4 protein-coding genes and 1 pseudogene are annotated in these 16,369 nt (G+C 72.8%); 2 read left to right on the top strand and 3 right to left on the bottom strand.

Annotated elements, in window-relative coordinates; all coding sequences use genetic code 11:
• Positions 1-284: 284 nt before the first annotated feature.
• On the top strand, positions 285-1,328 hold the full coding sequence (locus ACYVF7_RS31220; RefSeq protein ID WP_460347787.1) for a LuxR C-terminal-related transcriptional regulator: 1,044 nt from the start codon (positions 285-287) through the stop codon (positions 1,326-1,328).
• A 2-nt stretch (positions 1,329-1,330) separates the two neighbouring features.
• Here ACYVF7_RS31220 and ACYVF7_RS31215 read toward each other — a convergent pair whose 3' ends face one another.
• The 3 genes and pseudogenes from ACYVF7_RS31215 to ACYVF7_RS31205 all read right to left on the bottom strand — a co-directional run bounded on the left by ACYVF7_RS31215 (position 1,331) and on the right by ACYVF7_RS31205 (position 15,470).
• Positions 1,331-12,919 carry a type I polyketide synthase gene (locus ACYVF7_RS31215; RefSeq protein ID WP_460358187.1) on the bottom strand — a complete coding sequence of 3,863 codons (11,589 nt, stop codon included), beginning with the start codon at positions 12,917-12,919 and terminating at the stop codon, positions 1,331-1,333.
• 105 nt (positions 12,920-13,024) lie between these two features.
• Positions 13,025-13,689, bottom strand: a pseudogene (locus ACYVF7_RS31210) (beta-ketoacyl [acyl carrier protein] synthase domain-containing protein); the annotation flags it as partial.
• Complete coding sequence (locus ACYVF7_RS31205) at positions 13,686-15,470, bottom strand: condensation domain-containing protein (RefSeq protein WP_460347785.1); 1,785 nt, start codon at positions 15,468-15,470, stop codon at positions 13,686-13,688. The pseudogene ACYVF7_RS31210 and the gene ACYVF7_RS31205, both read right to left, overlap by 4 nt.
• Before the next feature lie 205 nt (positions 15,471-15,675).
• On the opposite strand from ACYVF7_RS31205, the gene ACYVF7_RS31200 reads away from it, so the two are divergent.
• Positions 15,676-16,362: a beta-ketoacyl-[acyl-carrier-protein] synthase family protein gene (locus ACYVF7_RS31200; RefSeq protein WP_460347783.1), complete on the top strand. Its 687-nt coding sequence runs from the start codon at positions 15,676-15,678 to the stop codon at positions 16,360-16,362.
• Positions 16,363-16,369: the final 7 nt, after the last annotated feature.

Raw genomic sequence — 16,369 nt, 5'->3', positions numbered from 1 at the left:
CCCTGGCAGGATGCTGTCAGCCATCACCCACTTCGGGAAATGACGCCGCTCGACCCACTTCAACGCTAAGTAAGCGTATGGCGACTTCCTGTTGGATCAAGCCACTACGGTCGCTGACGTCGTTCGGTCGCCGAACCAGATGGCAGCCGATGCCTAGAGACGAGTTGGCGGGCTGGACCTTAATATGACGGTGCCTGGCAGGGCTATCGGGGCGTTCTATGCCGGGTGAACTGTCATGTGACGAGGTATCGCAATCTGCCGTCGGCGTACGAGGTAGGTGGCACGTGGATTCGCAGACCTCGCCGAATGGAGTGCTGCAGGGTTTCGGCCTGGACGCGACCAGCGAGTCGGTGTACTTGACGATTCTGGCGAATCCCGACAGCACCGTCGCCGATTTGGCGCTGCGGCTGGAGCTGGGCGAGAAAGACGTCCAGACCGCGCTGGACCGCTTGCAACGGCTCTCGCTGCTCCGGCCGTCTTGGGAGAATCCGAGCGCGTTGTATCCGGTGAGTCCGGACATCGCCCTGGAAGCCCTCATCCGGCACCAAGAGGCCGAACTGGTCCGGCGGCAGAACCAGCTCGCGGAGAACCGGGCGGCCATCGCCGTGCTGGCGGCGGAGTACGCGATCACGCGTCATGCGTCCGGAGACGTCCTCGAGCGCCTCGCGGGCATCGACGAGATCCGTGAGCGACTGGTGCAGTTGGCGCGCAATGCCCGCTATGAATTCCTGTCCCTGATGCCGAACGGCGCGCAGTCCGCCGAGAATATGGCGGCGAGTCGGCCGCTGGACGAGCAGATGCTGGAACGCGGGGTCGACGTACGTACCCTTTACCTCGACACCATCGATCGGGATCCGGCCACGTCGGGCTACGCTCGATGGCTCATGTGGCTCGGCGGTCAGGTGCGCACCGTTCCCGTGCTGCCGATCCGGATGATCATTGTGGACCGCGAGGTGGCGATGCTCCCGGTCGATCCTGAGCACACCGCGCTGGGCGCGGTGCTGGTCCGCGGCAAGGGCATGGTCGCGGCGATGTGCACGCTGTTCGACCTGACCTGGGAACGCGGCCGGGATTTCGGCGCGCCCCGGACACGCGACCACCATGGCCTCACCGACCAGGAGCGCGAGTTGCTGAGGTTCCTGTACCAGGGGCACACCGACGAGGTGGTCGCGCGCAAGCTCGGGATCTCCACCAGGACGTGTCGCCGGATCACGGCCGACCTGATGAACCGCCTGGGCGCCCGCAGCCGGTTCCAGGCCGGGGCGCGAGCGGCGGAACGTGGCTGGTTCCGCGGAACCGACGTGTACGCGGACGACCCTCCCTCCTGACGTCAGGCGTCCGCCGGTTCGCGGCCCCCGGCCAACCTGTCCCGTAGGTGATCGACGAGAGCCGCGGGCGTCGGATGGTCGAAGGCGACGTTCGCCGGCAGGGCCAGTCCGCCGGCGGCCGCGAGGCGGTTGCGCAGCTCCACGATCATGAGCGAGTCCAGACCGAGTTCGAACAAGGTGGCGTCCGGCTCGATCGAGTCGGCGGAATGACCGCTGACCGCGGCGACGTGCCCGACGACCAGGTCGAGCAGGAGCGCGTCGCGCTCGCCCGGCGAGAGGCCGGACGGTAGGAGCGCGGGCGCGGTCACCGTTCCGGTACGCGTCGCCGTGCGGTCCAGATCGACCGGCATGAGCAGTGGCTCCGCCACCGCGAGGGCGTCGTCGAACAGCCCCAATCCGTCCTCGACCGAGAGCGGCGTGATTCCAACGCGCTGGATCCGGTCGAGGTCGGCACGGCCGAGGTGGCCGCCCATGCCCTCCGAATCCCACAGCCCCCAGGCGAGCGACATCGCGGGTAGTCCGAGCGAGTGGCGGTGGCCGGCGAGGGCGTCGAGGAAGGCGTTGGCCGCCGCGTAGTTCGCCTGGCCCGCGGTGCCGAGCACGCCCGCCACGGAGGAGAACAGCACGAAGACGTCCAGTTCGAGTCCACGGGTGAGTTCGTGGAGGTGCCACGCGCCGTCGGCCTTCGGCCGTATGACGTCGTCGACCTGTTCCGCGGAAAGGGCGGTGACCACGGCGTCGTCGAGCACGCCGGCCGCGTGGACGACCGCGGTGAGCGGGTGCTCCGCCGGGACCGCGGCGAGTAGCGCCTCCACCGCGACACGGTCGGCGACGTCGCAGGCGATGGCCCTGGCCTCGGCCCCGTGCCCGGTCAGCTCGGCGATGAGACGGCGGGTACCCTCCGCGGCATCGCCCCGGCGACTCGCCAGGATCAGGTGGCGGACGCCGTGCTCGGTGACGAGGTGCCGGGCGAGCATCGCGCCGAGGCCGCCGGTTCCGCCGGTGACGAGCACGGTCCCGTCGGGATCGATACGCCGACCGGTTCGGCCCGTGACGAGGGGAACCTGCACCGGCTCCGGCCGATGGAGGGTGCCGTCGCGTATGACGATCTGTGGCGCGCCGGTGGCCACCGCCGCCGGGATCGCGTCCTGGGACGCGGGTGTCCGGTCGACGTCGATGAGGGTGAACCGGCCTGGGTTCTCCGCCTGAGCCGAGCGGATCAGGCCCCATGACGCGGCGTTGGCGAGGTCCTCGATCGGGTCGGTGGGTAGCGCGGCCACCGCGTGCTGCGTGACGAGGACCAACCGGACGCCGGCGACAGCGTCGTCGGAGAGCCACTGCTGGGCGAGCTCCAGCGTACGGCGGGCCGCGCGACGGGCGGCGGCGGGCGCGAGGTCGACCGGCGGCAGCCGTACGACCACGGCGGCCGGCGGCTCCACGTCCGCCGCGTGCACATCGGGCCGTTCGGCGCAGGGCACCGTGACAACGGATCGCGGGTCCTCATGCGGCGGCTCGAGGACGTGCCAGGCGACGCGGTACAGCGCCCCGCGGCGGCCGGACGAGCGCCCCAGCCGATTCGGTGAGACGGGTCGCATGACCAGCGACTCGATGCTGACCGCCGGCCGTCCGGTCTCGTCCCACGCCGTGATCGATATCGCTCCCGGGCCGGCCGGCGAGATCCGCACCAGGAGCTCGCGCGCGCCGTGTCCGGAGACGGTGACCCCGTTCCAGATGAACGGGATGCGCGGCCGCGCGGTGCCGTCTCCGTGATCGGTGAGCAGACCGGTGATCTGCTCGGGTACGCCGTCCAGGCCGAGCGCGTGCATCGTCGCGTCCAGAAGGGCCGGATGCAGGTCGAACAGGCCGGGATGAAGACGCCGGTCCGCAGGCAGCCGAAGCTCGGCGTAGAGATCGTCGCCGTGCCGGAAGGCGGCACGAAGACTCTGGAACGCCGGACCCCAGCCGTACCGGCCATGGGCGTTGGACCGCCCGTAGAAGTCCCCGACCTCGATCGGGATCGCGCCGTCGGGAGCCGTGGGCGGGCCCGTCTTCGCGGACTCCGCCTGCGGGGACGTGGCCGGCCCGAGGACGCCGACGGCCAGCTGCGACCAGGGGCGCCCATGGGATCCGGCCTCGTCCCTGCACCGCAGCGAGAACTCCCGTCGCCCGGCCGGGCCGGCGGGTCCGGCCCGCAGCTGAAGTTCGACTCTGCCTTCCGGCGGCACGATCAGAGGGGCCTTGTGGGTCAGCTCGACGACCTCGGCGCAACCGGTCTGCCGGGCCGCCCACGCGGCGAGTTCCAGGAACGTCACACCCGGTACGACGACGTGACCGTGCACCGAATGGTCGGCGAGCCACGGCTGCGTACGCGCCGAGAAGCCACCGGTGAACAGCACGCCGCCGTCGTCGAGTTCGATCGCCTGATCGACCAGGGGATGGCGGTCCGCGGCGTGCGGGGCGGCGGCGGCCCGGCCTCGGCCGGAGGGCGGCAGCCAGAACCGTCGGCGGTCGAAGGCGTACGTGGGAAGGTCGACGGGCGTGCCCCGCTCGGTGGGGAGGGCGTTCCGCCACGTGACGGCCTGGCCCTGACAGTACGCCTCGGCCAGCGCGACGGTCAGGCCCTGCCGTGCGCCGTGGCCGGGCCGCACCACCGGAATCAGCGTGCCCGGGTCGTACGGTGTGGCTGGCTCGGTGAGCGGGGTGGGACCGAGCACCATGACGCGGCCGTCGAGCGGCCGGGCGCCGCTCCAGGGCTTCTCCCTGCGAGTCCAGTACTCGGGGACGCGCAGATCCTCCGCTGTCACGAGCCGGCCGGTGGAGCCGGAGACGATCGGGATGGCAGGCTCGCCGAATCGGGTGCGCCCGACGATCGCGCGGAACTCGCGGAGTGCAGCCGCGTCATCGCGCCCTCGCGTGAGCCGCCCCAAGGCGGTGGTCAGAGCCGCGGCGTGCGGAAGGGACAGGGCACCGGCGACGTACGCGGCGGCCGGCTTTCCGCCCCCGATCCCGAGGACGCACTCGGGGGTCGGCCCGACGTGCTCGAGCAGCCGGGTGAGTGCGACGTCGACCGCGAAACGTGCCGCGTACGCGTGGGCGGAGCGGAGGCCCTCCGGGGCGGTGCGGAGCACGTCGCGCAGTGGACCGTCGAGATGGACGTCCAGCGCGGCGCAGACGGCGTCGAACTCCGTGGCGAACACGGGAAACGCCTCGTACAGCTCGAGTTCGGTTCGCCGAACGCTCTCCCCGGGGTAGAGGAACGCCGTGGATGCCGCCTTCGCGACGCCGTGGACGACGCCGGAAGGCCCCTCGTCGCGAACGAAACGGTCGAGCGCCTCGACGCGTTCCGCATGGGTCCGGCCGGCGACGGCGGCTCGATGCTCGAACGCGTGCCGGCTCGTGGCGAGCGCGTGCGCGATGTCGTCGAGGGAGAGTTCCGGGTGACGCCGGGCGAAGTCGCGAAGGCCGGCCTGTGCCCGCAACGCCGTCTCCGTCCGTGCCGAGATGAGCCACGGCACCGGCGCCGGTGTCTCCGGCTCCGGCACGCGTCCCGCTGCCACGGAGCCGTCCTCTTTCGGCGGGGCCTGCTCGATGATGACGTGGGCGTTGGTGCCGCTGATGCCGAACGACGAGACTCCGCCGCGTCGCGGCCGGCCCGCACCGGGCCAGGCGGTCGGCTCGGTCACCAGGCGAACCGTCCCCGAGGACCAGTCGACGTGCGGGGTGGGCCGGTCGACATGCAGGGTCTTCGGCAGCACGCCGTGTCGCATCGCCATGATCAGTTTGATGACGCCGGCCATTCCGGCCGCCGCCTGGGTGTGCCCGATGTTGGACTTGATCGATCCCAGCAACAGCGGCAGCCCCGCGTCCCGGTCCTGGCCATAGGCGGCGAGCAGCGCCCTGGCCTCGATGGGGTCGCCGAGCGTGGTGCCCGTGCCGTGCGCCTCCACGACGTCCACGTCCGCCGGGCCGAGCCCCGCCGCGGCGAGTGCCTGGCCGATGACCTGTTCCTGCGCCTGCCCGTTGGGCGCGGTCAGCCCGTTGCTCGCGCCGTCCTGGTTGACGGCGCTGCCGCGGATGAGGCCGAGGACCTGGTGGCCGTTGCGGGTCGCGTCGGACAGCCGTTCGAGGAGGAGTACCGCGGCCCCCTCGCCCCACGCCGTCCCGTCGGCGGCCGCCGCGAACGGCTTGCACCTCCCGTCGGGAGCCAGCCCGCGTTGCCTGCTGAACTCGGTGAACACGATCGGGGCGGCCATTACCGTGGCGGCACCGGCCAGTGCCATCCCGCACTCGCCGGAGCGGAGCGCCTGGCAGGCGAGGTGCACGGCGACCAGGGACGACGAACAGGCGGTGTCCACCGTCAGGGCCGGTCCCCGAAGGCCGAAGCCGTACGCGATGCGGCCGGAGCTCACGCTCGCCGCGGTGCCGGTCAGCAGATGGCCGGCCACGTCCTCGGTAACGTGCGCGCCATCGCCGCCGTACTGGTGCGGCGACATTCCAACGAAGACACCGGTGTCGCTCTCCCGCAGGGCGGCGGGGTCGATCCCGGCGCGTTCCATGACCTCCCACGCGAGCGTGAGCAACAGCCGCTGCTGCGGGTCCATCCCCAGGGCCTCACGCGGGCTGATGTCGAAGAAGGCGGGATCGAACTCCCCGGCGTCGTGCAGGAAGCCGCCGAGGTTCGTGTACGACGTGCCCGGCCGCTCGCCGGCCGGATCGTACAGCCCGTCCAGATCCCAGCCCCGGTCGGCGGGGAACTCCGACACCGCGTCGGTGCCTGCCATCAGCAGGTCCCACAGATCTTCGGGGGAGTGCACACCGCCCGGATACCGGCAGGCCATCGCGACGATGGCGACAGGGTCTTCGGGTACGGGCGCCGCGCCGGCCGGACCCACGAGGTGCGAGCGCTCGCCGGTGAGCTCGGCGTACAGGTGGTCGGTGACCGCGGCCGGCGTCGGATGGTCGTACGCGAGCGTGGCGGGAAGCGCCAGGCCCGTGGCGGCGGTGAGCCGTTCCGGCAACTCGACGGTCATCAGGGAGTCGAAGCCGAGATCGCGGAACGGCCGTCGCGGGTCGACCGTCTCGGCGGAGCCGCCGACGATCGCCGCCGTGTGGCTCAGCACCACCTGCAGAATGCGGGACCGCCGCTTGGCGGCGGGAAGGGGCGCGAGCTCCTGCCGTAGTCCCCGGCCGGGCGTGTTCGCCGGCGGACTCAGTACGTCCTGTGCCGCCGTCAGGTCGCTCAGCAGCGGACGGGGGCGGGCCGCGGTGAACGGGGGTATGAACCGCTCCCAGGCGATGTCGGCGACGGTCACGCAAGCGTCGTCGTCGTCCAGCGCGGCTTGCAGCGCGGCGAGCGCCTGCTCGGGCGGCATCGCCTCGACGCCGTGCCGACCCAGGTGGCGGGCGAACGCGGGATCCGCTCCCATCCCCGGGCCGGCCCACAGACCCCAGGCGATCGAGGTCGCGGCGCGGCCGCGCGCGCGGCGTCGCTCGGCCAGGGCGTCGAGGAAGGCATTGGTGGTCGCGTACGCGGCCTGGCCGGTGGTGGACCACAGGCCGGTGCCGGCGATCGAGGAGAACAGCACGAACGCGTCCAGCGTGGTCTCGCCGAGCAGGTCGTCCAGGTTGGCGGCGCCGGCCGCCTTCGAGCAGGCCGCTGCCAGCTCACTCGCGGTGAGCTCGTCGATCGGTACGCGCCGCCCGACTCCCGCCGTGTGGAACACCGACCGGATGGGGCCGTGTTCGGCGGTCACGGTGGTGATGAGGCCGGCCAGCGCCGCGCGATCGGCCACGTCGCAGGAGGCGATGGTGACGGCGGCGCCGCGCGCGGTGAGCTCCGCTTCGAGGGCCGCGGCACCGGGCGCGGCCCTTCCCCGGCGGCTGACGAGTACCAGGTGTTCGGCACCGCCGGCGACCAGCCAACGGGCGACGTGCGCGCCCAGACCGCCGGTGCCACCGGTGACCAGGGCGGTCCCGCCGGGACGCCAGGGTTCGCGGGCGGAGGCCGGCTGCGGCGCCGCGACCAGCCGGCGTCCGAACAGCCCGGCGGAGCGGATCGCGATCTCCTCTTCCTGACCGGGCCCGCTCAGGGCCGTGCGCAGCAGGTGCGCGGATCGGGTGTCGGCGGGGAGGTCGATCAGGCCGCCCCACGACCGCGGGCGTTCCAGGGCGAGAGATCGGCCGAGTGCCCATATCTGCGCCTGCGCCGGGGCTTTGAGGGGATCCATGGGGCCGGTGCCGACCGCGCCGCGTGTCAGCATCCACAGGGGTACGTCGAGCGTGGCGTCGCCGAGGGCCTGCACCAGCGTCAGCGTCGCGGACAGGCCACGCGAGATCTCCGGGTGACGCGGGTGCGGGCGGTCGTCGAACGCCAGCAGGGACAGCACGCCGCCCGGCCTCGCTGCGCCGTCGCCGAGTTCGGCGCGCAGCCGCGACGTCAGCGTCCCTCGGTCGATGTCGCCGTCGACGTCGACGATCCTGCGGACGTCGGCGCCGCCGTCGGCGAGGGCGTCCGCGCACGCGGCCACCCATTCGTGGTCGGTGTACCCGGCCGGAACCACCATGAGCCAGGTGCCGTGGGGAGCGGGAGCCACCGCTGTGGGGATCGGCCGCCAGGTGACGCGGTACCGCCGTCCGTCGGTGGCCGCCCGTTCGCGGTGCCGCCGATGCCAGTCCGACAGGATCGGGACGACGGCGCGCAGCGATTCGTCGGCGCTGGTGACTCCGAGCGTGTCGGCGACGGCACCGGTGTCGCCGCTGCGCACCGCGTCCCAGAAACGCGCTTCGGCGGGAACCTCCGGGGACGGTCGTGACTCGGACGCGGCGGTCAGCCAGTACCGCCGCCGCTGGAAGGGATAGGTGGGCAGATCGGCGCAGGCGACCGACCGCTCGGCGCGGCGCGGGTGCCGGGTCACGTCGGCGCTGCGGGCCTGGGCCCAGCCGACGGCCCGGTCGACGGTCTCGACCTCCGGACGCCCGCGCTGCAGGATCGGCATGGCCTCCGGCACCGGGCCGGGCGCGGGTGACGGACCAGGCTTGGGCACCGGGTCGGGCGCGGACGACAGGCCCGCGAGGGTCGTCCGTGCGAGCGGGGCGAGCACGGCGTCGGGGCTCAGCTCCAGGTACGAGGTGACGCCTTGTTCGGCGAGCCGGCGGACGCCGTCGAGGAAACGCACCGCCTCGCGCGCGTGCCGCGCCCAGTACGCGGGCGAGCACAGTTCCTCCGGGGTGGCGATCCGGCCGGTGAGATTGGAGATGACGGGGATGGTGGGCGGCCGGAAGGTCAGGGCGCCGGCGACCTTGAGGAGGCCGTCGAGCATGCCGTCCATGTGCGGTGAGTGAAAGGCGTGGCTGACCTGCAGCCGCCGGGTCGCCCAGCCCAGTTCCGCGCAGCGCCGCGCGAGGGCGAGCACGGCGTCGGTGTCGCCGGAGATGACGACGGAGGCCGGGCCGTTGACGGCCGCCAGGTCGACGTCCTTCTCATGACCGGTGAGCAGCGAGCGTACGGCGTCCTCGGCGGCACGGATCGACACCATCGCGCCGCCCTGCGGCAGCTCCTGCATCAGCTGCCCCCGTGCGGTCACCAGCACCGCGGCGTCGGCCATCGACAGCACGCCCGCGACATGAGCGGCGGTGAGCTCGCCGATCGAGTGGCCGATGAGATAGTCCGGCGTGATGTCACGTTCCCGGACCATCGCGTACAACGCGGTCTCCAGGGCGAACAGCGCGGGCTGGGTGTAGCGGGTCCGGCCGAGCAGTTCCGCGTCGGGTGATCCGGCGGGTGCCCACATGACGTCGCGCAGCGGCCGGTCCAGGTACGCGTCGAGGTGCGCGCAGGCCTCGTCGAGCGCGGCCGCGAAGACTTCGGACGCCTCGTACAGCTCACGGCCCATGCCGGGCCGCTGGCTGCCCTGCCCCGCGAACAGGAAGGCGGTCTTGCCGCCCGGGCCGGCGGCGCGGAGCACGCCGGGAGCGGATTCACCGGCGGCGAGCGCGCCGAGGCCGGAGAGAAGGCCCGATCGGCCGGAAGCCGTGATCACCGCGCGGTGCTCGAACACGGTACGGCCCGTCGCGAGGGCGGCTGCGACGGCGTTCGTGTCGAGGCCGGGGCGGGCGGCCACATAGTCCCTCAGCTGCTGCGCCTGCGCCCGGAGGGCCGCCTCCGTCTTGGCCGAGACCAGCCAGGCCGCGGGCGAACCGCCGTCAGCGGGGGCGCTCTGTGGCGGCGCGGTGGCCGGGGCCTGCTCGAGGATGAGATGCGCGTTGGTGCCGCTGATGCCGAAGGACGAGACCGCCGCGCGGCGGGGGCGGCCGGTGTCCGGCCAACCGGTCGCCTCGGTCAGGATCCGGACGGCGCCCGAGGACCAGTCCACACGTGGGTTGGGGCGGTCGACGTGCAGTGTCTCGGGCAGGACCCCCTCGCGCATGGCCGTGATCATCTTGATGACGCCGGCGGCACCGGCGGCGGCTTGGGAATGCCCGATGTTGGACTTCACCGAGCCGAGCAGCAGCGGCCGGTCGGCCCGCCGGTCCCGGCCGTAGGTGGCCAGCAGGGCCTCGGCCTCGATCGGATCGCCGAGCGAGGTGCCGGTGCCATGCGCCTCGACGGCGTCCACGTCCGCGGGTCCGAGCCCGGCGGCGGCCAGGGCCGCACGGATCACCCGCCGCTGGGCGGGACCGCTGGGCGCGGTCAGCCCGTTGCTGGCACCGTCCTGGTTGACGGCGCTGCCGCGGATCACCGCCAGGACGGGATGGCCGTTCTGCCGGGCGTCGGACAGCCGTTCGAGCACCAGCAGCCCCGCGCCCTCGGCCCAGCTCGTGCCGTCCGCGGCGGCGGCGAACGGTTTGCACCGGCCGTCGGCGGCCAGCCCGCGTTGCCGTCCGAACTCCGTGTACATCGCGGGAGAGGTCATCACGGTCACGCCGCCGGCCAGTGCCAGGCCGCATTCGCGGAGGCGTAGCGCCTGGCAGGCCATGTGCACGGCGACCAGTGACGACGAGCAGGCCGTGTCGACGGTCACCGCGGGACCGCCGAGGCCGAGGGTGTAGGCGATCCGGCCGGAGATGACGCTGCCGGTGCCACCCGTCATGAGGTAGCCCTTGAGCTCGTCGGGCCCCTCATGCGCGCGCGGGCCGTACTCCTGTGGCATGGCACCGACGTAGACGCCCGTGTCGCCGCCCGCGAGCGCTCCGGCGGGAATCCCGGCGCGTTCCAGGGCTTCCCAGGCGACCTCGAGCATCAGCCGTTGCTGCGGATCCATGGCCAGCGCCTCGCGCTGCGAGATCCCGAAGAAGCCGGCGTCGAAGCCGGCCGCGTCCGCCAGGAATCCGCCGATGGCGGGCACCTGCCAGCCACGGTCGGCGGGTACGTCCGACACCGCACAGACGCCGGAGTCCACCAGCCGCCACAGATCCTCCGGCGAACGTACGCCGCCGGGGAACCGGCAGGCCATCGCCACCACGGCGATCGGCTCACCGCCCATCCCCGCGGTGGCCGCCGCCACTGGATCGGCCGCGGTGCCGAGCGCCTCCCGGACCAGGTGATCGGCGAGTGCGGTCGGCGTCGGATGGTCGAAGACCAGCGTGTCCGGCAGGCGCAACCCGGTCGCGGCGTTCAGGCGGTGGCTCAGCTCGACGCCGGCGACGGAGTCGAAGCCGAGGTCGCCGAAGGCCTGCCGCGCGCCGACGGCCTCCGGCGTCGCGTGGCCGAGAACGCCGGCCACCTGCGCGCGTACCAGCGCGATCGCCGCCCTGCGCCGTTCACCCTCCGGCAGCCCGGCCATCATGCCTCGCCACGTGCCCGCGCCGTCCGCCCGCGCCGACGTCGTGACCGTAGCGGGGGAGGGGCCCGGCTCGGCCGGCCCGGCGACGGCCGCCTCGGTGACGGCTGGCCCGTTGACGGCCGGTGTGATCCAGTGCGGCGTGCGCTGGAAGGCGTAGGTCGGCAGATCGACCAGAGCCGCCTCCGCCTCGAAGACGGCGGACCAGTCGACGTCGGCCCCGTGGACGTGGGCCAGGGCGATCGAGCGCAGCACGCCGGAGCGATCGGGTCCGGCGGCGACGGCCGTGCCGCCGCTCGCCTCGCCGTCCAGGTCGGTCGCGTCCAGCGCGGCGCGTATCGCGCCGCTCAGCACCGGTTCCGCCGCGGCCTCGATGAAGACCCGGTGCCCGTCGCGGATCAGAGCGTCGAGGAGAGGGCTGAGCCGGTCGGAGGCGTCTCCGGGCGCCGCATGGACGGCGGCTCGGTCGAGCCGGTCCTCCGTACGCGTCGAATAACAGGGGATCTCCCCGGCACCCGGCACGGTCGAGGCAGGCGTCTCGGCCCGCCCGAGGCCCCCGTCGGCTCGCCCATCGCCCGCGCTGCCGGGCTCGACGCCCGCGCCGCCCCGCCCGCCGTCCGTGTCGGTTCGCCCGGCGTCCGTGCCGGCGCGGCGGACGATCAGCTCGGCGGCCTCGGTGATGCTCAGCAGACCGGACACGCAGGCGGCCGCGACCTCTCCGTCGAGGTGGCCGACGACCGCGTCGGGCCGTACGCCGAATGATCGCAGTGTCGCGGCGAACGCCACCGCGACGGCCCACGCCGTGGGCCGGGCGACCTCCGGCCTCGCAAAGTCGGGTGATCCGGGTGTGCTCCGAAGTACGTCGAGCGGTGACCAGCCGGTGAGCCGCGCGAGCGCCTCGGCGCACGCGTCCAGCCGGCGGCGGAACACCCGTCCGGGGCCCGTGGCCGAGTCCAGCAGGCCGGCCGTGGCGGTGAGGTGGACGAGAGCGTCGCCGGGCCGCGTCCCGGGGAACACCAGGACCACCTTGCCGCCGTCGTCGGTCCCACCTCGTACGACGTTGTCGACGGGAATGCCCCGTGCCACCGCCGACAGGCAGGTCAGGAACTCCGCGCGATCGGTGGCCAGGATGACGGCGCGCTCCCGCAGGGAGGCCCGCGTCACGGCCAGCGAGCGCCCCACGTCCGCCGGCAGGAGTCGTGGGTCCGCCTCGATGAACTCGCGGAGGCGTTCGGCCTGGGCCCGCAGGGCCTGCTCGGTCTTCGCGGACAGCGCCCACGGGAGGAGCAGGTCACCGCCGGCCGCGCGTACCGCCGGGCGTCGCGCCGGAGGCTCTCCCAGTACGACGTGACAGTTCGTACCGCCCATGCCGAACGCGGAAACGCCCGCCACCAGCGGCCGGTCGGGCTTCGGCCACGGCGAGAGTTCGGTCTGGACCCGCAGGCCCAGCCGCTCCAGCGGGATCCGCGGGTTCGGTGTGACGAAGTTCAGGCTCGGCGGGAGCTCCCGATGCGCGAGGCTGAGGGCCACCTTGAGCAACCCCACGATGCCCGCCGCGCCCTCCAGGTGTCCCACGTTGGTCTTGGCGGAGCCGACGGCCAGCCGGTCGCCGTCCGGCCGCCTCGTCCCCAGGGCCGCGCCGAGCGAGGACGCCTCGATCGGATCGCCGACTCGCGTGCCGGTGCCGTGCAGTTCGACGTACTGGATCTCGTCGGGGCCGACGCCCGCCCGGCGCGTCGCCAGCTCGATCACCCGTTCCTGCGCCTCGAGGTTCGGGACGGTGAGCGTGCCTGTGCTGCCGTCGCTGTTCACGGCGCTGCCCAGGATCACACAGTGGATCCGGTCCCTGTCGGCCTGAGCGCGGCTCAGCGGCTTGAGAACGACGGCGGCGGCGCCTTCGCCGCGGACGTATCCGTTGGCGCGGGCGTCGAAGGTGAAGCAACGTCCGTCGGGGGACAACCCGCCGAACCGGTCCGCGCTGACGGTGCTCTCGGGCACGATGTTCAGGTTGACCCCGCCCACGATGGCCAGCTCCGACTCCCCGCCGCGCAGGCTTTCGCAGGCGAGGTGCACGGCCAGCAGCGACGAGGACTGGCCGCTGTCCACGGCGAAGCTCGGGCCGCGCAGGCCGAGGTGGTAGGAGATCCGGTTGGCGATGACGCCGCGGCTGGAGCCGGTCAGGGTGTGCTGGGTGATTCCGGACGGTCCGTTGCGGTGGAGCACCGTGCCGTAGTCGCCGGACATCGTGCCGACGAACACGCCGATCGGCCGGTCCTGGATCGAGGTCGGCGCTATTCGGGCGTTCTCCAGGGCCTCCCAGGCGAGCTCCAGCATGAGCCGCTGCTGGGGGTCCATGGCGGCGGCCTCGAGCGGTGAGATCCCGAAGAACTCGGCGTCGAAATCGTCGATCCGGTCGAGGAATCCGCCTCGCCGGTGTCCCGGGGCGACCTCCGGCCGCCCGGAGGCGGATCCGTGATCGCGTCCGTGCCCGTCCTCAGCAGCCGCCAGAAGCCGTCCGGGTCGGGCGCCTGAGGGAGCCTGCAGGCCAGGCCGAGTACGGCGATCGGCTCTACGCGACTCATCGCCGCTCCTCCCGGCCGTCTCCCTCGGCGAGGACGGTCTGCCGGCGCCAAGCGGCCGGATCGTCCGGATCCCGGGGCGCCTCGGCGCAGATCACGTACCGGCCGGGAGTCATCGCGGTGTACCGGCCCAGCAGCAGGCTCATGCAGGCGCGGTGGGCCTCGTGCGGTGTCCGAACGGAGCCACCCGCGGCGATGTAGGCGGTCAGGGTGGGTCGGCCGTCGTCGTCCGGGAGGGCGAACACCCGGGCCGGTGCCCGGACGGCCTCGTCGACCAGCCCTTGTACCGCCGGCAGCTCGATCCAGCAGCCGTCCACCCGCTGCCACTCCGGGCCGCGGGCGATCGGCGTCAGCCCGGTGAGCTCGGTCATGCGGCGCAGGTCGACGTCCCCGACGGCGGCCGCGGCCAGCAGCCGGTCGATCCCGAGCAGCAGTGACTCGATCTCGGCGGCGGGTACCAGATCGGCGTGGCCGGTGGTGAGGCCGAGCAGCGGCTCACCGTCGGAGTCGATGACGCGCAGCAGGAGCAGCACCCGGAAGTACGGGGGTATGTGCCAGCGGAGGGCCGTCCGGGCGAGCGCCGCCTGCACCTCTTCCGGCGGCCCGGCCGGCCGCGCCTCGTCGCCGAAGATGGTGATGTTGCAGGCGCAGTCGCGCTGGAACATCACGCCGCGACGGTGGCCTATCTCGGACTGAAGCGCCCAGCGCAGTCCGACGTCGTACAGCCCGTGCATGGCCGCCCGGAGCGTCGCACCGCCGGCCCGCCGAGTCAGCTCGTCGAAGCTGGTGGTGTCCGCGTCGACCGCGAGCAGACTGTCCTGCGCCAAGGTGCCGACGTAGTCGTGCGTCTCCGTGCCGATCCGGTTGTTCGCCAGCGAGGCGAAAACCAGGTCGGGGTTGGCGGTGCGCCAGGCGAGTACCGCGCAGAACGCGGCCGCGAGCACCATGGGCAGTGTGGTCTGGGTACGCGCCGCGATATGCGGCAGCGCGAGTCGCAGCGCCGGCGAGTCGAGCCAGCAGCCGAGGGGGCGCCCCTGGCCGGGGTCGGCCGGAACCGCGTAGTCGAGGCGTATCTCGCGTTCGTCGCCGTCGGCCGGCCGGGGCATCGCGTAGACCCCCTGCGGCATCCGCGTCAGGTGGCGCCGCCAGTATCGGAGCGACGCCTCGGCGCGGCGCCGGCCACGGGGGGAGTGCTCGACGGCCGCCTGGTCGGCGGGCTGGTGCGTACGCGGTCCGGCGCGGCGTTCGGCCGGGTGGCGGATCAGCCGGTTGAACTGCCGGACGACCACGGCCAGGCTCTCGCAGTCGGCCGCCAGGTGGCTGCACGCGATGAGCACCAGCCTGATGACGCCGTCGCGTACGGCGACGGCCGCGCGCAGCGACGGATCCCCCACGTCGTCCACGGCCGTGCTCTGCAGCCCCGCGATGAGGTCGGTGATCTCCTCCGGGGCGACGGGCGAGCCGGCGGCGGCCTCGGTCTCGTACACGTCGATCGGCACCTGACCGGAGCCCGACACGCACTGGCGTGGCCGGTCTCCGGTGACGAAAGAGGTCCGCAGCGACTCATGGCGCTCGACCAGGACCGCGAGGGTGTCGGCCACGTCGTCGAGCGTGGTCCCGGCCGGTACCGTGACGGCCCATTCCATCATCCGGTACATCCCGGCCCGCGTGTCGTCGCCGAGCCAGTCGAGGGTGTTGATCTGCCCGAGCGTCAACGGCGCTTCCACCGCGCGTTCCCCGGCGAATTCCGCGTATCTGCGTTCGGTGAATATCAGGCCACCCACGCCGCCTCCTGTGCTCCCCGGGCGTTCGAGAAATTGGTACGGAGGGTAATCATCGAATGGGTTTCCGGCCTATTGGGGAAATCCCTATATCTCCCGGCCTCGCAGGCCGATGTGCGATGGTAGGGAAAACCCCAATATTGTTTCGAGACGGTCCGGCCTAACGTGTGCCTCGTCGAATCAAGTGACGCCTTTGGAGGCACGCGTCATGTCCACCGCGCCCGTCCCGGTCATCGAGGCGGTGCAAGGTTTCGTCCCGCGCCGCTCGGTCGCCGTCGAGGAGGTGGCCGACCGGCTGGGGATCAACCGGCACCAGCTAAGGCTGTTCCAGCGCGTCCACGGTCTGGCGCGGCTGCCTATGGACCCGGATCTCGACCTGATCGATCTGCTGAGCACGCCGGCGCGGGCGCTTCTCCCCTCCGCGGCCGACCGGGATCGGATCCGCTACCTGATCTACGCGCACACGGCGCCGGACGTCGCGCCCGCGCACATCAGCGCGGCTCAGGAGCTCTGCCGCAGGCTGGACCTGCCCAGAGCCGAGGCGTTCGCGGTCACGCAGCAGAACTGCGCCAGCGGGCTGGCCGCCGTCGACGTCGCGGTACAACTGCTGGTGGCGGCCGGCGACACACGACAGCGCGCCCTCGTCGTGACCGGTGAGAAACCGTCGTCGCGGATCTTCTCGGTGATCCCCAACACGACGCTGATGGGGGAGGGGGCGGCCGCCTGCCTGGTCGGTGTGGCGGGCGCAGGCGCATCCGGTCGTACGCCGTGCGGACGCGTGGCGAATACGCACAGTTGTATCGCCCGGATCCCGACGTGCTCGCGGACTTCTTCGCCTCCTACACGCCGACCGTGGCCGAGGTCCTTCGCCAGGCCATCAGTGAGGCCGGTCTGAGCCCACA

It is taken from the genome of Actinoallomurus acanthiterrae (assembly GCF_054775715.1).
This window is presented reverse-complemented; position numbering and strand designations above follow the sequence as displayed.

Excerpts from the sequence above, each read along its gene's own strand:
- ACYVF7_RS31200 (WP_460347783.1), top strand. The coding sequence starts at position 15,676 with ATGTCCACCGCGCCCGTCCCGGTCATCGAGGCGGTGCAAGGTTTCGTC.